Below are 20,701 nucleotides of genomic sequence, written 5' to 3'. Positions count from 1 at the left end.
AGCTGCTGGCGGACGGGCTGGCCGACGATCACCGCTTCGCCAAGGAGATCGACGCGGCGCGCCGGGTGGAGCCGTTCTGCATCGCTCATCCCGATCCAGGTCGGCCGGCGCTTATCGCCATTCTTGTGTCCGTATTCTCATTGCCGCTCGATATATATTCGGGGCTTTTCTTTTTCCGTGGGTCATCTGTCGCAGCCGCCGTCCCTGTTCGGGCGGATCCGCGGCCGGCGTACCTCCCGCAGGCCTTTGTACGCGTACGGGTCGGCGCCGGCGACCAGGACGATGTCGCGGTGGTCCGCCTGCGCCATGGGCGTCCCCGCCGGGGGAGTGTCCCAGGGCAGCAGCGACTCGGCGCTCATGTAGTGATTGACCAGGGCTCGCCGATAGCCGCTCCTGGCGGTGTTGGGCAGCGACTTGTGCAGCAGATAGCTGTTGAACACGACCGCGGAGCCGGCCGGGACCTCCACGGGCACCGCGTCGGAGTCGTCGAACGGGAAGCCGTAGGACTCCACCGTGCAGTCGTAGCGCGGATCATCGTGCTCACGGTTCGGGTACACCACGCCGGACCGGTGCGAGCCGGGCAGTGCCCAGAGGCAGCCGTTCTCGACGGTGGCGTCGTCGAGCGCGAGCCAGACCGCCGTGAGCGAACGGTCGCGGGTCGGGATGAACATCTCGTCCTGATGCCAGGCCTGTCCCGGCTCCCCTTCGGACTTGATGAACAGCATCGACTGCATGGCCTTCACGTTCGGGCCGATGATCGTGGTGAGCGGCGAGACGATCGCCGGATGGCGCATGGCGGCGAGCATCACTCCGGAGAGCTTGTGCGGGTAGTGGACGCAGAGGAAACGGCGAAGGACGTCGTCGTCGGTGTCGGCGGGCCCGGCGGGGAGCGCCCTCTGGACGTCGCCGAGTTCGCCGCGGCAGATGCGGACGGCCTCTTCGACCAGCTTGCCGACCTCGCCGGGGCTGAACGCCTCCCGGAGGACGAGAAAGCCGTCGCGCTCGTACGTGGTCTTCAGTTCGGTGTTCGTCACGCCGCACCGCCTTTCTCGAAGAAGCCGACCTCGCCGCGTTCCAGAAGTTCGACTCCTCAGGGACGCTCGTCCTGGTGCCGAACCCCGAGCACTTCGGCGGCGCGCCCCGGCTCGGCCGGGTGACCATCCGCAAGATGCCCGAGCTCGCGGCCCGGATGACCGCGCTGCGGACCGGCGAGGTGGACATGATCTGGGGCATCCCCGACGATCAGCTCGCGGAGCTGCAGCGCGACTCCAACCTCACGGTCGGGACGGTGCCCAGCACCGCCGTGTTCACCATGTGGTTCAACTCCTCCGCGCCGGCGCTGAAGGAGGCCAAGATACGGCGGGCCCTGTGGCAGGCGGTCGACTTCGCGACCATCATCAAGCGGCTGTACCCGCAGACCGGCACCCTGGCCGACGCCCCGGTCTCGCCCGTCACCCTCGGCTACGTCCCCCAGGAACCCGTCCGCTACGACCCGGCCGCGGCGAAGGCCGCGCTGACCGCCGCCGGCTTCGACTTCTCTGCCAAGCTGCGGCTGCAGTTCGCCAACGCCGAGTTCCGGCCGTTCAACCAGGCGATCGTCTCCGACCTGCAGAAGATCGGCGTCCAGGTGGACCTGCTGGAGAAGGAGCAGGCGGTGTTCACCAAGGACCTGCTCGCCCTGAACTGGGACGTCAACTTCCAGCAGCTCTCGAACCCCACCTTCGACGCGGCCAACACGCTCGGCCGGCTGTACCCCTGCGCGGCCAAGCGCAACGGCTACTGCAACCCCGACCTCGACAAGCTGCTCGCCGCCGCCGGAGCGAGCGCGGACAGCGGCGAGCGGGTCAAGCTGTACGGCGAAGCCAGCAAGATCATCTGGCATGACGCGGTCGGCATGTTCCCGATGGCGGTCAAGTACGCCTATGCCTGGAACGGCCGGGTCACCGGCGTCACGCCGGATCCGAACGGGCTGCCCAACTTCGCCGGTATGCAGGTCGGCGGCTCATGAGCCGAACATGGGACGCGACAACGCCGGTGCGGGACGACTCGGTGCCGATCGACCCGCTGCTCGAGGTGGACGGGCTGGTCGTCGACCTGCCCGTCGCCGGAGGCAGCGTCCGCGTCGTCGACCGGGTGACGTTCGACATCCCGCAGGCGACGACGGTCGGGCTCATCGGCGAGTCCGGCAGCGGCAAGACGATGACCGCGAACGCCGTGATCGGCCTGCTCCCGAAAGGAGCGGCGACCGGCGGGGAGCTGCGCTGGCAGGGCGAGGACCTCCTCCGGGCGAGCCTCGCCCGGCGGCGCCGGCTGCGTGGCCACGAGATCGCGATGATCTTCCAGGATCCGCTGGCCGCGCTCAACCCGACCCAGACGATCGGCCGCCAGGTGGGCGAGATCCTCCGCCGCGCCGGCCGCCCGCGCGCCGAGGTGGCTCAGCGGGTGCTCGAACTGCTCGAGCGGGCGGGCATCCCCGAGCCGGCCGCGAGAATGCGCAACTACCCCCACGAGTTCTCCGGCGGGATGCGGCAACGGGCCATGATCGCCCTCGCCCTGGCGGGCAGCCCGGCGCTGCTGCTCGCCGACGAGCCCACCACCGCGCTGGACGTGACGGTGCAGGCGCGCATCCTGCGCCTGCTCCGCTCCATCCAGCAGGACCAGGGGCTGGCGATGCTCCTCGTCAGCCACGACCTGCGGGTCGTGGCGCACGTCGCGCACCAGGTCGTCGTCATGTACGCCGGCCGCGTCGCCGAGCGTGGCCCCACCACGGCGGTGCTGGCCCGCCCGGCCCACCCGTACACCCGGGCACTGGTCGACAGCGTGCCCGCAGTGCGGACCCGTGCCGCCCTGGCACACCCTTTGCCCGGCACGCCGGCCGCTCCGGAGAACCGCCCACCGGGCTGCGCGTTCCACCCTCGGTGCCCGCTGGCGCGTGACCGGTGCCGCACCGAGGAGCCGGAGACGAGACCCGTCGCGCCCGGCCGGTGGGCCGCGTGCCACTTCGCCGAGGAGCTGCTGCAGCGATGAGCCTGCTGGAGGTGAACGACCTGCGGGTCAGCTTCGCCCGCCGTAACACCTGGTTCCGGTCGCGCTCGGGGGACTTCGTCGCGGTCGACGGCGTGAGCCTCACGGTGGCTCCCGACGAGATCGTGGGACTGGTCGGAGAGTCGGGGTCGGGCAAGACCACGGTGGCCCGGGCGATCGTCGGCCTGGTCCGGCCCGGCTCCGGCAGCGTCCTGCTCGACGGCGTGCCCCTGGGACCGGTCGGGCGCCGGACCACGGCGCAACAACGTGCCGCGCAGATGGTCTTCCAGGATCCCCGGTCGTCGCTGAGCCCGCGCATGACCGTCGCCGCGATCATCAACGAGGCATGGCGCACCCATCCGGAGTCGGCCCCGCCCGGCGACCGTACCGCCGCTGTGCACCGCCTGCTCGACGACGTCGGGCTTGACGCGAGCGTCGCCCGGCACCGGGCCGACGAACTCTCCGGCGGACAGTGCCAGCGGGTCAGCATCGCCCGCGCGCTCGCCGTCAGACCGCGGCTGCTGGTGTGCGACGAAGCGGTGTCCGCGTTGGATGTGTCGGTCCAGGCGCAGATCCTCCGGCTGCTGGTCGACCTGCGCGAGCGCCACCATCTGGCGATGCTGTTCATCTCCCACGACCTCGGGGTGGTGCACCAGATCGCGGACCGCATCGCCGTCATGCCGCGGTGTGGTGGTGGAAGAAGGGCGGACGACAGACGTGCTCGGTGCGCCGCGGCACGAGTACACCCGCAGCCTGCTCGATGCCGCCCTGGAGTTGTCCACCACGGATGCCCAAGACGGGTGACGGTGTCAAATGATCATTTGATTAATACATGTTAATGATTGATAACGTCAGGCGTATGTATAGTCCCTTCCATGCCTCCGTCGAAACCTCGCAGGTCGCCCACGCCACAGGACCGGCAGCGCGATCCCGAACGCACCCGCAAGCTGATCCTGGACGCGGCATCGGCCGAGTTCGGCGCGCACGGCTACGCGGGCGCCCGGGTCAGCGCGATCGCCGCCAGAGCGGGCGTCAACGTGCAGCTGATCTCCTACTACTTCGACGGCAAAGAGGGCCTGTACGAGGCCATGTCGCAGCAGTGGCAGCAGCGGCAGCGCGAGCTGGCGCCACCGGGCACGCCACTGCCCGAGCAGTTGCACCGATACGCGATGGAGGCGGCGCACAACCCGGACGGGGCCCGCCTGCTCGCCTGGAGCGGCCTGGAATACACCGGTCCGGACGACGACCCCGACCACGCGCCCCGCGCCCGGTTGCTCGCGGAGAGCGTCGACCAGTTGCGCGCACTGCAAGCAGCCGGCCACCTTCCGGCCGAGGTGGACCCTGCCTGCCTGTTGATCATGCTGATGGCCGCCGCCATGGCGCCCACCACGCTGCCGCACGTCATCGAAGGCGTCTGCGGCACCGATCCGGGTTCCCCCGACTTCATCGCCCACTTCGCCGACCAGGTCGCCGTCCTCGCCCGGCTCATCGGACTCGAACCCGCCTGACGCCCTGGGCCGTCAGGCCGCGGCCGCGACAGCATCACGTCTTACTGCGCGTCGTCAACAGGTGAGACGTAGATCCGCGCGGGCTCGTCGGAGAAACGCGCGGTGCGCGGGTCGCGTTCGTCGCCGAAACGCTCGGTGAGAATGCCGTACAGCTCGGGTCTGCGCCCCATCATCCAGCGCCGCCCGGTGGACATCGGCAGGAGATCCAGGTCGAGATCGGCGACCACCATGGTGTCCTCAGGGGAGGCCGTCTCGACCAGGATCCGGCCATAGGGGTCGAGAATCATGGCGTTCCCGGTACGCACCTCGTCGTCGTCTCGCCCGACGCCGTTGCTGAAGACGACACAGAGGCCGTTGTCGTGGGCGCGCGCCGGCAACCAGCGGAGCAGCCATTCGCGTCCGCTGGGCCCGCGGAACCGCTCTTCGATCGTTTTCCGATCCCGATATCTGGCCTGCCAATACTCCAACGGGATCGGCTTCATCGAGTGCGGACTGCGTGATGCCGTCCCGCCGGTTTGATGCGGAGCCAAAAGTACGGAGGCGCCCATGAGAGCGGTGGCGCGCACGTTCTCCACGAGATTGTTGTCCCAGCAGATGAGCACCCCGAGTCGAACACCCCAGGGAGTGTCGAAAACGGTGTACTCCGCGCCGCTGGATATGGCCTCGTGCTCGAACGCGTGCAGCTTGCGATGGCGGTGCACGTGCCCGTCCGGAAGGCATACCGCGTACGAGTTGAACAGGCGGCCGTTCTCGTCCACCTCCAGGAATCCCACACCGACGGCCATGCCGTTCTCCATCGCGAGGCGACGTACCGCGGTCGTCGATGGCCCGGAAATCGGCTCCGCGAGCTCGTGCAGTTTCTTGGCCGAATGATTGCGGAGATGCCAGTAGCCGAGCAGGCACATCTCCGGAAAGGCGATGACCTGTACGGAGTCCGCGGCGGCCTCGCGCACGAAGTGCGCTATTCTCGCCAAATTATGTTCTTTGGCGTCCGGCCTTGCCTCGAACTGCACCGAAGCGCATCTCAGGATATTCGTCCGCTCTTTATCGCCGGTCGATGGTGACAATGGTTCTCCCTGAACTGGAATCGATGTCCTCCATCACACCCGACAGGAGGTGGGCCGGTCCAATGAAACTTTCGACGGGTTCCATAGACTGCGGGAATGGAAATCCGGCTGCTGCGTGCGTTCATCGAGACGGCCAGGGTGGGTGCGTTCGGCCGGGCGGCGCAGGCGCTCGCTGTCACGCAGCCTGCTCTGACCAAGCAGATCCAGGCTCTGGAGGCCGAGGTAGGCGGCCCGCTGTTCGACCGGGGACGGCACGGGGCCACCCTGACCCCCCTCGGCCAGCTGTTTCTCCCCGATGCCCAGGACCTCGTGCGCCGCGCGGACCTCCTGGCCCGCCGGGCCCGCCAGACGGCACTCGGCGAATCGGGCTTGTTGAGCGTCGGCTTCGGAATGTCCACCATCGACCTGGCCCCGCGCGCCGTGGCGGCGTTCCGCCGCCGCTACCCGCACGTCGAAATCACCCTCGACGACATGTCCACCGCCACCCAGGTGGACCTCATAAGGGCGGGCAGGCTGCATGTCGGTTTTGTCAGGCTGCCTGTGGACGACGACCTGGGGAGCATCGCCCTGAGCACGGACACGCTCGCCGTCGCCGTGTCCTGCGACGAAGGGCCCGCGCCTCCGGGTGACGAGAGCGTCGTGTCATGGCTGGACGACCACCCGCTCATCCGGCTCGCGGCGGCGAAGGGCCCAGGACTGGCGGCCCAGCTCGACGGCTTCCTCAAGGCCTACGACCTGAGGCCGCGCATCCTTCAGGAAGCTCACGATCTTCAGACGGTCGTGGCCCTGGTGGCCTCGGGCGTCGGCATCGCCATCGTGCCGGCCAGCGCCGCCAAGATCGCGTCCCCCGCCGTCACCATAGTGCCCATGGAACTGCCTCCCGCGAGATGGCAGGTGGGCGCCGTGTGGGATCGCGCCCACATGAGGCCGGTCACGGCCAACTTCCTCGCCGTCGTGCGCGAGCTCACTGCTGGAGGATCTGACTCCGCTCGATGAGCTCCAGTACCGCCTCCCGGACTTGGCGCAGGACGACGAGGATCTCCTCGGCGGCTGCGGCGATGGCCTGCTCGCTGGGGGCGACGGGGGGTTCGAGCAGCCGGGCCACGGTGTCGGCGAGGACCTGGTCAGGGTCGCCGACACCGAACGCGGCGGTGGCCGGGTCGGACAGTGCGACACCGAACCCGGTGAGCACGGCGTGTGTGGCGTAGGTCAGTTCGGGCAACGGACGGTCTCGGGGGATCAGTCCGTGGCGGTGATGGATCGGCATGACCGTCTCGCACATGGCGCTCGGTGTGGTGCGGGCGAACAGCTCGCGGTCGCCGGCCTGCTGGGTGAGCAGCCGCAGCAGGTCGGCGTCGCCGCTCTGCACGCGGCTTGCCAGGGGGAGTCGCAGTCCGGTGCGGATCAGCAGCGGGGCCAGGCGACACGGCAGCACGGTGGCGGGGTCGGCGGTGATGCGGGCGATGATCTCATCCAGGAAGGTCAGCAGTTCGCGGGCGAACAATCCGAGGATGAGGTCCTCCTTGGCGGGCCAGTACAGGTAGACGGTGCCCTTGCCGACCCCGGCCGCGCGGGCGATCTCGCTGACGGTGACCTTGTGGGCACCATGGTCGAGCACCAGTTCCCGTGCGCTGTCCAGGATGCGGGCGGCTTTGCGTGAGTGGTGTTCGATCAGCTGGCTCACCTGGGCTGTCCTGTTCTTCCGTGCTCGGGGCGCGTCAAACGGCGGCGACGTCGAACTGTTTGTTCTGCATGTCTGCGCCGTTCATTATTCTGCCCATCGCCGGCCCGATGACCGGGGCGCGCATCAGGCGCAGCATCGCGGCGCGCAGGAGCTGCTCCTTGCGGTCGTGGGGGGTGAAGATCCTGCGCATGATCAGCGCGGTGTCCTGCTCGGTCTGGATGAACGGCCGCATCCGCGCCTCCCACGCGTGCAGCGCGGCGGGCAGGTCGCCGTGGCGCTGCAGCATGGTGCCCAGCAGCTCCCCTCCGGCCATGGCGCTGGAGGCGCCCATGCCCGCGTACAGGGTGACGCACCAGGCGGCGTCGCCGACCAGCACGACCCGCCCCTGATGCCAGCGCGGCATCTTGACCTGGTTCACCGAGTCGAACAGGACCTCCGGAGTGTGCTCGAACGCGGTGAGCAACCTCTCCAGCAGGGGCCCGGGGGGCTGCGGGCCGAAGGCGGCGCGGATGGACTCGATCGGTGGGCGGGCGAACTCGGCGTCGACGTCGTCGGTGCGGTAGGAGAACAGCAGGCCAGGAGCGTGGTCGGAGAAGGGGAAGATCCATGCCGAACGTCCGGCCTCGGCCAAGATCAGGCCCTGCTCCTGGTCGAGGCCCTCGATCGGCTTGTCCAGGACGGTGGCGCCGATCATGTAGTTCAGCGGACTCAGGCGATCCTCGGGGCCGAAGGCCAGCCCGCGCACGGTTGACCGCATTCCGTCGGCGCCCACCACCAGGTCGAAGCGCTCGGTGACGGTGGTGTCGGCGGCGGTGTCGTGCAGGGTGACCTCCGCCGCGGAGTCGTCCTGGACGATGCGGGTGGGCACGGTGGAATAGCGGATCTCCACATCGGCCGGCAGCGCGGAGAACAGCGCCTGCTCGATGTCGCCACGCAGCACCACCCGGGGTTTGCCGGGCAGGTTGGCCAGGCTCATGCCGACGCTGCGGCGTCCGGCCCGGTTCACCTCGTACGGGGCGGGCCCCGGGGTACGGTCGCCGATCGCCTCCAGCACGCCCAGCCGGCGCGCGGAGGCGGCACCGGTGCCGAACAGCATGATGAAGTACCCGCCTGAGCGGCGGGCCGGGGCCCGCTCCACCAGCACCGGCTCCCAGCCGACCTGCCGTAGCCGTAACGCGGTGGCGATGCCCGCGATCCCGAGCCCGACCACCAGCGCTCGGCCACGGCCGACTGCGTCCTTCATGGCAACTCCTCTCCTGTCGAGTCACCGCCACCCTAGCCGACGAACTGACCAAATGAGTTCAATTGGTCAGTTTGCGCTCCTAGCGGGTTCGTCCCAGGTGAGGTGATGTTCGTAGATCCAGCGGCTCGGGTCGTTGCCGGTCCTGGCCATATGTCTCATGGCCAGGCCCATGATCACGTCGCGCGGCACCCTGGCCAGCGGGCTCAGCGCCTTCCAGCCGCCGGTACGGTTGCCCTGCTCGACGACCCGCTCGACGCGTCCGCGCCGCGCCCGCTCGTAGTCGGTGAACGCGGACTCGGTGTCGGGGCCGTCGCGCAGGCATGTGGCCAGGACGACGGCGTCCTCGATGGCCATGGCCGCGCCCTGCCCGATCGATGGGGCGGTGGCGTGGGCCGCGTCGCCGATGATGATCATCCGGTCGCGGTGCCAGACCGGCACCGTGGGGACGTCGTAGGTGTTCCAGCCCGCGAATATCTCATCGGTCGCCGCGATGATGTCGAGCGCGGGCCCGTGGTCGCGCCTGAACAGCTCGCTGAGCCGGGTCCGCCACTGCGCCGGTGTGATCGCCGCCACGTCGGCGGGGGTGAGCTCGGTGGCCTGCGCCGGGTTCGCCGCCCACCACACCTCGCCGTCCGGGTGCACGGTGTAGGCGAAGAAGCAGCGCTTGCCGAAGATGGCGTGCATCATGCCAGGCTCCCCGGCGGCGGGGACGGCGCGGGCATAGCCGCCCGTGTTGAGCAGCCCGGCGTACCGCGCGCCAGGGGCCGCCGGGTCGATGATCTCGCGCGTGCGTGAGCGCAGGCCGTCGGCGCCTATCAGCAGGTCCGCCTCGGCCACGCTCCCGTCGGCGAACCGCGCAGCCACCCCGCCGCCGGTGCTCCTCGCGTCCACGAGCCGCTTGCCGTACTCGATGCGCACCCCTCGGCTGACGGCCTGCTCGCGCAGGAACCGGTACAGGTCGGCGCGCTTGACGGTACGGCTGACCAGGCCGCCCGGTACGCCCGTGCCGTACGGGAGCTCGCCGAGCCGCCGGCCGGAACCGCTGGTGATCGTGATGCGCGGGGTGTCGAAGCCGACCTTGCCGGTGTCGAGGTCGATCGCCTGTAAGGCGTCGAGCGCGTTCACCGCCAGTGTGAGGAACGCGCCCACATTGTCCGCGGTCCTGTCGTACGCCTCGTGGACCACCGCGTCGATCCCCGCCTTGCGCAGGGCGATCGCCGCCGCCGTACCCGCGATTCCGCCGCCCGCGATCAGTGCTGTGTATGTCATACACCGAGTGTATGACATACACTTGGGACAAGCGCGAGCAGGAAAGCGGGAGACGATGAACGACAAGCTGCCGGCCGGGCTCGACCTGCTCTGGGAACGGCTCCACCGGCCCGCGCCCGAGCCCAGGACCGGGCTGAGCCTCGGCCGCATCGCGGGGGCGGCGGTGGATCTGGCGGACGCGGGCGGTCTGGAAGCGGTGTCGATGGCCAGGGTCGCCGAGCGGCTGGGGTTCACCACGATGTCGCTCTACCGGCACGTCAAGAGCAAGAACGAGTTGCTGTTGCTGATGCTGGACTCGGTCGCCGCCGTGCCCGCCGAGCTGGACCGGCCCTGTGAGGGCTGGAGGCCGGGCTTGGCGCGCTGGTGCCGCGCGCAGTGGGAGATGCTGCGCGCCCACACGTGGATCGTCCACCTGCCCGTCACCGGGCCGCCCGTCACGCCCAACCAGCTCGCGTGGACCGACCGGGCGCTGGCCGTGCTGCGCGGCACCGGGCTCAGCGAGAGCGACAAGGCCGGTGTGGTGCTGCTGGTGGCCAACTACATGCTCACCACCGCGCGGCTGACCGCGGATCTCGGCCAGGCCGCCTCAGGGGAGTCGATCGCCGCCTACAGCACGCTGCTCGGCTCGCTGGCCGACGAGCGGCGCTTTCCCGCGCTGCGCCAGGCGGTCGACGCGGGGGCGTTCGACTATCCGGCGGGCACTCCTGAGGAGGAGCGGCATTTCGACTACGCGTTCGGCCTGGACCGGATCCTGGACGGAGTGGAGGTCCTGATCAGGTCGCGCCTCGACGGGGCCGAGTGATCGACCGCCGCGATCTCAGCCGGAGACGGCACGGGCGAGGCTGTCCTCGATCTGCTGGAGGACTTTGAGGGCTTCGGCCTGCTGGTCGGGGGTGAGGCCGGCGGTGGTGGCGGTTTCGAGCTCGGCCCAGATGCCGTCGATCTGCCGGTGTACGGCCTGGCTGGCGGGGGTGGCCTCGATGATGGTGGCGCGTTTGTCGGTGGGGCTGGGCTTGCGGCGGACGAACCCGGCGTGCTCCAGGCGCTGGATGGTGCGGGTCATGGTGGCGGCGTCGGAGCCGAGCATCCGGACCAGGTCGACCTGACGCTGGGGACCGTGGTCCCACAGCTGCATCATCACCAGTTCCTGGGCGGGGTGCAGGCCGACGCGGCGCAGGAGCTGGGCGGCGAGCATGCGGTGCAGGCGTGCGACGCGGATGATCGCGTGGTTCATCGCCCCTGCCTGGGCCGAGACGGGCAACGGCGTACGCGCGACATCCGCGGTCTCGCCGTAATCCTTCGGTCTGCCCACGCGGGTTCCTCGCAATCGCTGATAGGTGCTCGAACAAGTACAAGTCTAGCCCCACTCCCACGCTCCGAGCGGAGCAGCCCGCGGAATGAACTACCGTGATTACTTGTTCGGACAGTCAATCGCGGCGGCTGAGCTGCCGTATGTGAGGACAAGGAACGTGATCATGACTTCGGCATTCGACCCCTACGAGCTCGGCGGCACCCGTCTGGCCAACCGCATCGTGATGGCGCCGATGACGCGCAGCCGTGCCTATGGCCCCGGCGCCTCCCCAACCGAGCTGATGGCGACCTACTACGGCCAGCGCGCGGCGGCGGGGCTGATCATCACCGAGGGCACCCAGCCGTCGGTGATCGGCCAGGGCTACCCCGACACTCCCGGTCTGCACTCGCCGCAGCAGGTGGCGGCCTGGCGGAAGGTCACCGACGCCGTCCACGCCCAGGGCGGTGTGATCTTCGCGCAGCTCATGCACACCGGCCGGGTCGGGCACACCGACTTCCTGCCCGAGGGGATGTACCCGGTCGGGCCGTCCCCGATCGCCGCGGCCGGCCAGGTCTACACGCATGAGGGACCGAAGGACTTCATGACGCCGAAGGAGCTGTCGCAGGAGGACATCGCCGAGACGATCGGGGACTTCGCCACCGCCGCCCGCAACGCGATCGACGCCGGCTTCGACGGCGTGGAGATCCACGGCGCCAACGGCTATCTGGTCCACCAGTTCCTCGCCTCCGGCGCCAACCAGCGCACTGACGACTGGGGCGGCACCCCGGCCAACAGGATCAGGTTCGCGGTCGAGGTCGCCGCGGCGGTCGCCGACGCCATCGGCGCCGATCGGACCGGTATCCGCCTGTCTCCGGGCAACCCCTACAACGACATCACCGAGGAAGACCTGGAGGAGACCTACGGCGCCCTGGTGGCGGAACTCGCCCCGCTCGGCCTCGCCTACCTGCACCTCATGGAAGCCCCTGGCGTCCGGGAGCTGGTGCTGCGGCTGCGCGCGGATTGGCCCGGCGCCTTCATCCTCAATCCCTTCACCGGGATGGAGCCCACCGGCCCCGACGCCCTCGGCCTCATCGAGGACGGTACCGTCGACCTCATCTCCTTCGGGGCGCTGTTCCTGGCCAACCCCGACCTGCCCGCCCGCCTGGCCGCCGGTGGCCCGTACAACGCCCCCGACCGCGGCACATCCTTCGGCGGCGACCACCGTGGCTACACCGATTACCCAACCCTCGGCTAATTGTCCGGACATGTATCTGAGAGTGGAGGACATATGAGCTTCAGCACCGGCAAGGGCACCCACGGCACCCGCCAGCCCTCGGGGCCGCTGTTCCGGCTGTTCAACAAGTTCGCGGCCCGCCGCATCCGCAAGGGCAAGGGCCAGATGATGGGGTTCAACGCCCTGGTCCTCAAGACGGTGGGCGCCAAGAGCGGTGCCGAACGCGCCAACCCCGTCGGCTGGTTCCCCGGCCCCGACGGCAGCTATCTCGTCGTCGCCTCCGCCATGGGTGCCACCGGTAACCCCGGCTGGTACTACAACCTCGCCGCCCACCCCGACAAGGTCACCATCGAGGTCGACGGCCGTACCGTCCCCGTCACCTCCGAACAACTCGCCGGCGCCGAACGCGAACAGGCCTGGCAGCAGATCACCACCGCCGCACCCCGCTTCGCGCAATACCAGGAAAAGACCGACCGGGAGCTGCCGATCATCCGCTTGACCCCCGCCTGACCCGAGCTACGACCGGTACGTACTGACGGCGATGTGGGCGAACGAGCGGACCAGGGGGCTCTCGTGCTCGGTCGCCCAGGCGACGACGAGGCGGCTCGGGGGCATGTCGGTCAGGGGCGCCCAGGTCAGCCCCTCGGGCAGGGCGTGGATGAGCGGTGCGATGCCGACCGTACCGTTCCAGAGGACGGCCTGCATGCATTCGTTGACGGTGCGGACCACCGGGCCGGCCGGCCGCTCGCCGACGGGCCTCGCCCCGTTCCAGTAGGCGCGCCAGATCGGGTCGGTGCCTTCTGGCAGCTGGAACCAGGGACGGTCGACGAGCTCGGCCAGGCACACGGTGTCGCGGCCGGCCAGCGGGTCGTCCGCGCGCAGGACGACCCCGATCGGATCGGTACGCAACACCCGCGTGCTGATGCCGGTGTCGTCGAAGGGCAATCGGGTCAGCGCCACGTCGGCCAGGCCGTTGCGCAGTCCCGTGGTGGGGTCGGTGAAGTCCGCCTCACGGATCCGGATCGAGACCTTGGGATGGCGGCTGCGGAAGGTCGCGGCCAGGCGCGTGCCGGCCTCTTCGGCGCTGTCGGCGAGCGTGCCGATGGTGAGCGTCACGGCGCCGGCGGCCGCCGTCACTCGCGCGCGTGCCTGCTCGGCCTGTTCCAGCAGCGTACGCGCCTCGATGTACAGCGCGTCGCCGGCGGGAGTGGGCTCGACACCGGTGGCCGAACGGTGCAGCAGCACGACGCCCAGGTCGGTCTCCAACTGCTTGATGGCCCGGCTCAGCGGCGGTTGCGTCATGTGCAGCCGGGCGGCGGCCCGCCCGAAGTGCCGTTCCTCGGCGATGGCCACGAAGTAGCGCAGCAGGCGGAGCTCCATCATCAGCGAAGATACCAGGACGGTATCGGGCTTGCGGGATCGGTGTTGGACGCCGGGCGCGCGCCGGCGGCAGGGTCGGAGCATGTCTTCCGAACCACTCATCCACGAGCCGATCGTCGAGATCACCCAGGTCCGGGAACTCGCCCGCGACCTGGTGGTGATCCCGAACCGCCGGGTCGGGCTCGTGCCCAACATCGGCGTCATCGGCGGCGACCACTCCGTGCTGGTCGTCGAGACCGGCATGGGCCCGCGCAACGGCGAGACGGTGCTCGCCTTCGCGACCGAATACGCCAAGGGCCGCAAGCTCTACCTGACCACGACGCATTTCCACCCTGAGCATGCGTTCGGCGCGCAGGCCTTCGCGGGCGAGGCGACGTACCTCGTCAACGGCGCGCAGGCAGCGGACCTGGCCGGAAAGGGGCCAGGCTACCTCGAGATGTTCCGCGGCCTGGGCGCGCCGATCGCGCGGCAACTGGAAGACGTCGAGCTGGTCACGCCGGACGCGGTCTACGACGGCGCGTACGAGCTCGACCTGGGCGGCCGGGTCGTGCGACTGCGTGCCACCGGCCGCGCGCACAGCAAGGGCGACCAGGTGGTGACCGTGCCCGATGCGGGCGTGCTGTTCACGGGTGATCTGGTCGACGCCGGACAGTTCTCGATCTTCCCGTGGTTCCCGCCGTACGACACCGACGTCTCGGGGCTGCGCTGGATCGAGGTGATGCGCGGCCTGGTCGCGAGCGATCCGACCGTGGTGGTGCCCGGCCACGGTGACATCTCCGGCCAGCAGTTGCTGGTCGATGTCCGTGACTATCTCGAGCTGCTGCGCGATGAGACCTGGGTACGGCGCGACTCGGCGATGACCCAGGAGACGATCGTCGAGGAGGTCAAGGCGCTGATGGTCGAACGCCACCCGGAGTGGGCCGGCCAGGAGTGGATCGAAAAGGGCGTGGGCTGCTTCTGCGCGGAGCACGCCTGACCCCGGCGCATCGCCTGTTGGTCTTCCTCTCCTGAGGTCGAGCGGACCCGCGGGGCTTGACAGGGGGTCCGACAGGCAGTGAATGAACGAAGTGAAATGGTGGACTGGTAGAGGCCGCTCCGTAAGGCGGCTGCTTTCCGTAAGAAAAGGAGACGGCCATGTCTTCTTCCGCAATGCACCGTTCCATGCAGGTCGCCCAGCCTGGCGGGGACATGTCGCTGGTTCAGGTCGATACTCCGGAACCGGGGCCAGGGCAGGTGCGGGTCACCGTCGAGGCGTCCGGGGTGTGTCACTCCGACGCGATGATCATCGCCGGGCACCTTCCGGGCACCACCTTTCCCGTCACGCCAGGGCACGAGATCGCGGGACGCATCGACGAGATCGGCGACAACGTCACCGGCTGGGCCGTGGGTGATCGGGTCGCGGTCGGCTGGTACGGCGGCAGTTGCGGCCACTGTGACGCCTGCAGGGAAGGAGACGGTGTCCTCTGTCCCGAGATCCAGGTGCCGGGAGCCGCGTACGCCGGAGGGTTCGCCGATGCCGTCGTGGTGCCGGCCGTCGCCCTGGCCGCGATCCCGGACGGGGTGACGGCGGTGGAAGCCGCGCCCCTGGCCTGCGCCGGCGTGACCGTGTACAACGCGCTGCGCCGCAGCTCCGCGCGTTCAGGCGACACCGTCGCGGTCCTTGGTCTGGGTGGTCTGGGGCACCTGGGCGTTCAGTTCGCCTCGAAGATGGGCTTCGACACCGTCGCGATGGCTCGCGGTCCGGAAAAGGCGCCGCTGGCTCACAAGCTCGGCGCGTCTCACTACATCGACAGCGCCATCGAGAAGCCGGCAGACGCGCTGCAGGCCCGCGGGGGAGCCAAGGTGGTGCTGGCGACGGTGACCAACGCCGCGGCGATGTCCGCGACGGTCGATGGGCTGGGGCGCCGCGGTGAGCTCATCGTCGTCGGCGTCGCCATGGAGCCGCTGGACATCACGGCCCTGCAGCTCGTGGGCGGGGCCAAGCGGGTGTACGGGCATGCTTCCGGCAACGCAGTCGACATCCAGGACACCATGCGGTTCGCCGCCCAGAGCGGTGTTCGGGCGTGGACCGAGGAGGTTCCGTTGGAGGAAGCCGGTGCGGCGTTCCAGAAGATGCTCTCCGGCCAGGCCCGCTTCCGCATGGTCCTGACCACCGGCAACTGATCGTGGGGCACCACAGCCGCCGGACTCGGCCGGTTCTCAGTCGTTGAGGAGCCGCCATGTGGTGAGGGCGAGTCTGGCGCGGGTCAGTCCGGTGGGTTCGGTGAGGTCGATGCGCAGGGTCTTCGCGAGTTGCTCGATGCGGCGGGCGACGCTGCTGTGGTGCAGGTGGAGGAGGTCGGCGGCCTGACGCAGGGAGCCGGTGGCGCAGTAGGCGTCCAGTGTCTCCAGGTCTTCCGGGTTGTCGGCCATGCGGGCGATGGCGGTCACGTCGGTGTTGTGCCGGGCGGTGTCGGGGGGTATCTCGGTCAGGAGTGTCAGGGCGCCCAGGTCGTCGTAGTGGATGACCGGCTGGCGTGCGGTGGTGAAGCGGAGGGCGGCGCGGGCTTGCTGCCAGGATCGGCTGGGGCTGTCGGTGGCGCCGATGCCCGCCCGTACGCCCGATGGGAGCCGGGCCGGGTCGATGGTGGTGGCCAGGATGACGCCCGCGTCGGCGAGTGGCGCCGCTTTCACCGGGCGGGCGGGGCAGAGCCGGCCGGCGATCTGGTCGAGGGGAAGCTGTGAGCGTACGGCGAGGACATGGATGGGCAGGTCGGCGGCGAACCCCAGCAGGCGTAGTGCCCGGGCGGTGGCGGCGTCGTCGCTGTCGGTGCTGATCGCGAGTTCGACGAGCGCGGGGTCGGCCATGGTGGTGCGGGCCGGACCGTACTTCTCGGCGGCGGCCGCGGCGGCGATGGCGAGCCGGTCCAGGAGCAGTTCGTCGAGGGGGACGGGTGGGCCGGGGCGCTCCAGCCATACCGTGCCGATCTCCTCCTCGTCGAGGGTGATCGGCATCGTGGTGGACGCGGGAGCAGACGGGGTGGAGGCGTTTCTGCCGTCGGGCGCCATGCGGATCGCCCGGCCCGTGCCGTGGAGCCGCAACCCGGCCACGCACTCGGCGAGGACCGCCGAAGCCCGGGCGAGCGCGGGGAGGTCCACCCGGCGGCGCATCAGCGTGTCGTAGAACTGGACGACGCGAATCGCGCCTTCGGCCTGCGCGTCCAGGTGCGACAGCCGTTCGGCCAGTGCCTCCATAGCAGGAGGATAGCGCCGATCGGTGCGCGGCCAGGCGGGGATGTCCGACGGATGGCGGGTGATCTCGGGAATGGCGACCGTGAGAATGGTCGACATGAATCCCGAACTTGAAGCGTTCCTCCCGTTGATCCCCCGGGTCGAGCTGGCCGACCCGGTCGCCGCCCGCGCGAACTACGCCAAGGCGGCCGCCGCGAGGCCGGCAGCGGACCTCGCGGACCTGGAGGTCGAGGACCGGATGGTGCCCGCCGATCCGGACGTGGCGGTGCGGATCTATCGCCCGCGCCAGGCCCAGGGCGCCGTCGTCTGGCTGCACGGTGGCGGATTCGTCATGGGTGACCTGGACACCGAGCACCTTTGGGCCGCCCGGCTCGCGGGTGCCTCCGGTGCGGTGGTGATCTCGGTGGGCTACCGGCTGGCTCCCGAGCATCGGTTCCCGGCCGCGCTGGACGACGTCTACGCCGTGGTGTCCTGGGCGGCCGAGCACGCCGCCGAGCTCGGCATCGACGCCGGGCGGATCGCGGTCGGCGGCCACAGCGCCGGCGGGGGGCTCGCGGCCGCGGTGGCGCTGCGGGCGCGCGATGAGCAGGGGCCGCCGATCCGCTTCCAGTTGCTCAACGAGCCCGAGCTCGACGACCGGCAGGAGACCTGGTCGGCACGGAACTTCACCGACACGCCCTGGATAAATCGCGATGTGGTCACCGCATCGTGGCGCTACTACCTGGGCACCGCCGTGGCCTCGCAGTACGCCGCCCCGGCACGGGCCACCGACCTGTCCGGCCTGCCACCCGCCTACATCGCCACCGCGGAGTTCGACCCGAACCGCGACGAGGACATGGGCTACGCGCTGCGCCTGCTGCAGGCCGGTGTGTCGGTCGATCTGCACCAGTGGCCCGGCACCTTCCACGGGTCGCAGGCGATCCTGTCCGCTGACGTGTCACAGCGGCAACTGGCCGAACTCGCCGCCGCCCTGCGCCGTGGCCTGGCCGACTGAGGTCGTAGCGGCCGATCTACCTCATGGGGTGCCCGCACCCGGCCGTCGCACCATGAAGACGTCGACCGGGTCCTGCGCCTCCACGGTGAACCCGTGTCGCTCGTACAGCCGCCGGGCGGCGCTGCCCTGCAGGACGTTCAGGCGGACGAGCACGTCGTCGGCATCGGTCCGGGCCAGCAGTGTCCGCAGGACGGCCGACCCGAGCCCCCGGCCCTGGAGGCGGGGATCGAGATAGAAATGCTCCAGCCACCGCGCGTCCTCGGCCGGGCGCACAGCGACGCAGCCCGCGAAGGCGCCGTCGGCCACGATGACCGAGGTGTGCTGAGGAGAGAAGGCATCCCGCAGCCGCTGCCGGACCCGATGCTCGTCGAACCGTCCCAACCGCTCCAGGTCCGGGCGCATCACCGTCGCTCGCAGCTCCACGATCGCCTCGAGATCCGCGGGCTCCGCGGAACGCAGCGCCCATTCCACGGGACGGCCCGTCCTCGTGCTTGTCTCCATGGGCGGAGTATCTCAATGGCCCGCTTTAGGGCACAAATCGGGCGTCGTCACGGCGGTCGAGTCCGCAGGGACCCGAGAACGGCTGCCCGCGACAGGCGTGCGAGCAGCCGTCCAAGCAGGTGCCACTACAGCGTCAGGGTCCATCCGTTGATGAAGCCCTTGTCGCCCTTGGCGAGATCTTCCGCGCGGAGTTTCCAGGTGCCGTTGGATGGTGAGGCGCTGGCGTTCACCCAGTAGCTCTCGTCGATGTTGTCGGTGCCGTCCTTGGCATCGGCGGCACGTAGCGCGTACACCTTGCCGTCCGGCGCGACCAGGTCGAGCTTCAGGTCACCGCGCCAGGTGTGGTCGATCTCGACGTGGACATGGGTGCGGGTGGGGGCGTTGCCGTTGAGCCAGGCCAGGACGATGCTGGATTGGGCGACGCCGGGATCGGGGATGGCGGTGTCGTCCCAGTTGCCGAAGCAGGGCAGCCGGAGCGACCAGCCGTCGATGAAGCCGGTGTCGAGCCATTCGACGTCCTGCACGCGGAGTTTCCAGGTGCCGTTGGCCTGGGACGCGCTGGCGTTGACCTGGTAGGTCTCGTGCAGGATGTCGGCGCTGTCGTTGGGGTCGTTGGCCTGCAGCGGGTAGACCTTGCCGTCCGGCGCGATCAGGTCGATCTTCAGTTCGCCACGCCAGGTGTGGTGGATGTCGACGTACACCTCGGTGGTGGCGGGCGCGGTGCCGAGCAGGCCGGCGACCGCGATGGAGGAGGTCACCGTGCCGTGGTCGGGGATCGCGGTGTCCTTCATGTTCTCGTAGTACGGGGTGGGCCAGGCGCCGGGGTCGGGGGACTTGCCCAGTACGGCGGCGTCGACCTGGATGCGGGGGGTGGTCACGCCGCTGTAGGTGATGGCTTTGCCGGTGGTCTTCAAGGCAGTTTCGAGCTGGTCCAGCGTGGCATCGGGCATGGCCTGGCGCAGTACGGCCAGGGCGCCGGTGACGTGCGGGGCGGCCATCGAGGTGCCGCTCATGTCGGCCCACTTGCCGCCGGGGACGGAGGAGACGATGGACACGCCGGGGGCGAACAGGTCCAGCAGCGCGCCACGGTTGCTGAAGGCGGCCACGCCGTCCTGGTCGGTGGTGGCGCCGACGGTGATGGCCGAGGACACGCAGGCGGGGGCGGCCACGGCGGCGCCGTAGCCGTTGTTGCCGGCCGCGATCACGGTGGCCACGCCGGCGGCGCGCAGGCTGTCGATGACCTTCTTGCGCAGGTCGTCGTCGCAGGCGGCGCTGTGCAGGCCTTCGCCCAGGCTGAGGTTGGCGGCCACCAGCGGCACGCCTTCGTCCTTCAGTTCCAGCACTTTCTCCAGGCCGGCGATCTGGTCGCTGGTGAAGCTGGCCACGCACGGGGCGGCGCCCGCCCCGCACACGCTTTCGGAGCTGAACTTGGTGAACACCTGGATGGCGACGACCTCGGCGCCGGGCGCGACTCCGGCAGGCGGGGCGCCGGTCACGCCCGTGCCGTCACCAACCGCGATGCCGGCCACGTGCGTGCCGTGGGCGCAGCCCAGCGCGACGACGGCGCATGGGCCCTGGTCGGTGTCGGCGGAGCCGGGCCCTTCCTGCGCGATGGTGCCGTCGGGACACAGGCTGGTGGCGGAGTAGTTGTCGTCGATGGTGGAGAAGCAGGCCTCCTCCAGCACCCGGTCTTTGAGGAAGGGGTGGTTGACCGCGACGCCGGTGTCCAGCACGGCCACCACGCTGCCGGCGCCCGTCTTGCCCGCGGCCCTGGTCTTGTCCGCGCCGATCAGCGGGATGCTCTCGGCCAGTGACGGCCGCGCTAGTTTGTCCTCGCTCACGCTGATCACGCTGGGCAGCTTGGACAGCCGGTCCAGGCCGGCCTGGTCGACGTGCAGGGTGGTCAGGGGGAAGCGGGACAGTTGCCGGACGACCTGGCCGCTTGCGGCCGCGTCCGGCATGTCGGCGCGGGTTTTGCTGAGCACGTTCACTCTGATCTTGCCGGTGGCGGCCACCCGCGCGCTCAGCTGAGGCTCGATATAGGGAGCGGCCGAAGCGGCGGCTGTGGGAGTCGCTGTAGAAGCCGTTGAAGGGGCCTCCGCCGCGTAGGCCGGCCCGGTCCCGATCGCCGTGGCCGCCAGCGCCACGATGAGACAGTTTAAGACTCGTAATTTCATGACGTACCGCGCCTTACATAAAGGAGGTGCAGGGAAACGACACCGGCATGAGGGGTGGCCGGACGGCGGCCGATGCCGCCATCCGGCCTGAGGAAGGG

The 20,701-nt window shown here is 69.8% G+C and carries 20 protein-coding genes and 2 pseudogenes; 12 read left to right on the top strand and 10 right to left on the bottom strand.

Annotated elements, in window-relative coordinates:
• Positions 1-182: 182 nt before the first annotated feature.
• On the bottom strand, positions 183-1,034 hold the full coding sequence (locus AB0B91_RS19645; protein WP_358321152.1) for a phytanoyl-CoA dioxygenase family protein: 852 nt from the start codon (positions 1,032-1,034) through the stop codon (positions 183-185).
• Between the two features lie 50 nt (positions 1,035-1,084).
• On the opposite strand from AB0B91_RS19645, the pseudogene AB0B91_RS19640 reads away from it, so the two are divergent.
• From AB0B91_RS19640 to AB0B91_RS19620, 5 genes and pseudogenes are all read left to right on the top strand, one after another.
• A pseudogene (locus AB0B91_RS19640) lies at positions 1,085-2,008 on the top strand (ABC transporter substrate-binding protein); the annotation flags it as partial.
• Positions 2,005-3,027, top strand: coding sequence for an ABC transporter ATP-binding protein (locus tag AB0B91_RS19635; RefSeq protein ID WP_358321151.1), 1,023 nt, complete (start codon positions 2,005-2,007; stop codon positions 3,025-3,027). The pseudogene AB0B91_RS19640 and the gene AB0B91_RS19635, both read left to right, overlap by 4 nt.
• Positions 3,024-3,554: pseudogene (locus AB0B91_RS19630) on the top strand (ATP-binding cassette domain-containing protein); the annotation flags it as partial. The gene AB0B91_RS19635 and the pseudogene AB0B91_RS19630, both read left to right, overlap by 4 nt.
• A gap of 22 nt (positions 3,555-3,576) precedes the next feature.
• On the top strand, positions 3,577-3,828 hold the full coding sequence (locus tag AB0B91_RS19625; RefSeq protein WP_358322188.1) for a hypothetical protein: 252 nt from the start codon (positions 3,577-3,579) through the stop codon (positions 3,826-3,828).
• A gap of 71 nt (positions 3,829-3,899) precedes the next feature.
• The gene (locus AB0B91_RS19620; protein WP_358321149.1) at positions 3,900-4,532 is read left to right on the top strand and encodes a TetR family transcriptional regulator; all 633 of its coding nucleotides are present in this window, start codon (positions 3,900-3,902) and stop codon (positions 4,530-4,532) included.
• A gap of 41 nt (positions 4,533-4,573) precedes the next feature.
• Here the strand turns inward: AB0B91_RS19620 and AB0B91_RS19615 are convergent, their stop codons facing one another.
• Complete coding sequence (locus AB0B91_RS19615) at positions 4,574-5,545, bottom strand: nitrilase family protein (protein ID WP_358321147.1); 972 nt, start codon at positions 5,543-5,545, stop codon at positions 4,574-4,576.
• A gap of 150 nt (positions 5,546-5,695) precedes the next feature.
• On the opposite strand from AB0B91_RS19615, the gene AB0B91_RS19610 reads away from it, so the two are divergent.
• Positions 5,696-6,595: a LysR substrate-binding domain-containing protein gene (locus AB0B91_RS19610; protein ID WP_358321145.1), complete on the top strand. Its 900-nt coding sequence runs from the start codon at positions 5,696-5,698 to the stop codon at positions 6,593-6,595.
• On the opposite strand, the gene AB0B91_RS19605 is transcribed toward AB0B91_RS19610, so the two are convergent.
• The 3 genes from AB0B91_RS19605 to AB0B91_RS19595 form a co-directional block, all read right to left on the bottom strand.
• Positions 6,564-7,283 carry a helix-turn-helix domain-containing protein gene (locus AB0B91_RS19605; protein WP_358321142.1) on the bottom strand — a complete coding sequence of 240 codons (720 nt, stop codon included), beginning with the start codon at positions 7,281-7,283 and terminating at the stop codon, positions 6,564-6,566. The two genes, AB0B91_RS19610 and AB0B91_RS19605, sit on opposite strands and share 32 nt — an antisense overlap.
• 34 nt (positions 7,284-7,317) lie before the next feature.
• Positions 7,318-8,526, bottom strand: a complete 1,209-nt coding sequence (locus AB0B91_RS19600; RefSeq protein WP_358321139.1) for an FAD-dependent monooxygenase — start codon at positions 8,524-8,526, stop codon at positions 7,318-7,320.
• A gap of 66 nt (positions 8,527-8,592) precedes the next feature.
• Positions 8,593-9,795 carry an FAD-dependent monooxygenase gene (locus tag AB0B91_RS19595; RefSeq protein ID WP_358321136.1) on the bottom strand — a complete coding sequence of 401 codons (1,203 nt, stop codon included), beginning with the start codon at positions 9,793-9,795 and terminating at the stop codon, positions 8,593-8,595.
• A 55-nt stretch (positions 9,796-9,850) separates the two neighbouring features.
• Between AB0B91_RS19595 and AB0B91_RS19590 the strand changes: the two genes are divergently transcribed.
• Positions 9,851-10,597, top strand: a complete 747-nt coding sequence (locus AB0B91_RS19590; RefSeq protein ID WP_358321133.1) for a TetR/AcrR family transcriptional regulator — start codon at positions 9,851-9,853, stop codon at positions 10,595-10,597.
• Between the two features lie 15 nt (positions 10,598-10,612).
• Here the strand turns inward: AB0B91_RS19590 and AB0B91_RS19585 are convergent, their stop codons facing one another.
• Positions 10,613-11,107 (bottom strand): MarR family transcriptional regulator, encoded by a 495-nt coding sequence (locus AB0B91_RS19585; RefSeq protein WP_358321130.1) that lies wholly within the window; start codon positions 11,105-11,107, stop codon positions 10,613-10,615.
• 163 nt (positions 11,108-11,270) lie between these two features.
• Between AB0B91_RS19585 and AB0B91_RS19580 the strand changes: the two genes are divergently transcribed.
• Together AB0B91_RS19580 and AB0B91_RS19575 are read left to right on the top strand one after the other, a co-directional pair.
• On the top strand, positions 11,271-12,341 hold the full coding sequence (locus AB0B91_RS19580) for an alkene reductase (protein WP_358321129.1): 1,071 nt from the start codon (positions 11,271-11,273) through the stop codon (positions 12,339-12,341).
• Positions 12,342-12,374: 33 nt separating this feature from the next.
• Complete coding sequence (locus AB0B91_RS19575) at positions 12,375-12,830, top strand: nitroreductase/quinone reductase family protein (protein WP_358321126.1); 456 nt, start codon at positions 12,375-12,377, stop codon at positions 12,828-12,830.
• A 6-nt stretch (positions 12,831-12,836) separates the two neighbouring features.
• On the opposite strand, the gene AB0B91_RS19570 is transcribed toward AB0B91_RS19575, so the two are convergent.
• Complete coding sequence (locus tag AB0B91_RS19570; protein WP_358321123.1) at positions 12,837-13,703, bottom strand: LysR family transcriptional regulator; 867 nt, start codon at positions 13,701-13,703, stop codon at positions 12,837-12,839.
• Positions 13,704-13,782: 79 nt separating this feature from the next.
• Between AB0B91_RS19570 and AB0B91_RS19565 the strand changes: the two genes are divergently transcribed.
• Both AB0B91_RS19565 and AB0B91_RS19560 read left to right on the top strand, forming a co-directional pair.
• Entirely contained in the window at positions 13,783-14,676 is an 894-nt protein-coding gene (locus AB0B91_RS19565; protein WP_358321120.1) for an MBL fold metallo-hydrolase, read from the top strand.
• A gap of 158 nt (positions 14,677-14,834) precedes the next feature.
• Positions 14,835-15,863: an alcohol dehydrogenase catalytic domain-containing protein gene (locus AB0B91_RS19560; RefSeq protein ID WP_358321117.1), complete on the top strand. Its 1,029-nt coding sequence runs from the start codon at positions 14,835-14,837 to the stop codon at positions 15,861-15,863.
• A 36-nt stretch (positions 15,864-15,899) separates the two neighbouring features.
• Here the strand turns inward: AB0B91_RS19560 and AB0B91_RS19555 are convergent, their stop codons facing one another.
• Entirely contained in the window at positions 15,900-17,030 is a 1,131-nt protein-coding gene (locus tag AB0B91_RS19555) for a helix-turn-helix domain-containing protein (protein ID WP_358321114.1), read from the bottom strand.
• Here AB0B91_RS19555 and AB0B91_RS19550 point away from each other — a divergent pair.
• Positions 17,029-17,925, top strand: a complete 897-nt coding sequence (locus AB0B91_RS19550) for an alpha/beta hydrolase (protein ID WP_358321111.1) — start codon at positions 17,029-17,031, stop codon at positions 17,923-17,925. The genes AB0B91_RS19555 and AB0B91_RS19550 overlap by 2 nt on opposite strands.
• Positions 17,926-17,946: 21 nt before the next feature.
• Here the strand turns inward: AB0B91_RS19550 and AB0B91_RS19545 are convergent, their stop codons facing one another.
• On the bottom strand, positions 17,947-18,426 hold the full coding sequence (locus AB0B91_RS19545) for a GNAT family N-acetyltransferase (protein WP_358321108.1): 480 nt from the start codon (positions 18,424-18,426) through the stop codon (positions 17,947-17,949).
• Between the two features lie 125 nt (positions 18,427-18,551).
• Positions 18,552-20,573, bottom strand: a complete 2,022-nt coding sequence (locus tag AB0B91_RS19540; RefSeq protein ID WP_358321106.1) for a S8 family serine peptidase — start codon at positions 20,571-20,573, stop codon at positions 18,552-18,554.
• Positions 20,574-20,701 lie beyond the last annotated feature (128 nt).

Origin of the sequence: Nonomuraea sp. NPDC049141 (genome assembly GCF_040648415.1) — a bacterium.
GTDB lineage: Bacteria > Actinomycetota > Actinomycetes > Streptosporangiales > Streptosporangiaceae > Nonomuraea.
Note: the sequence above shows the minus strand (reverse complement) of the source record. Positions and strands in the feature narration are given on the sequence as shown.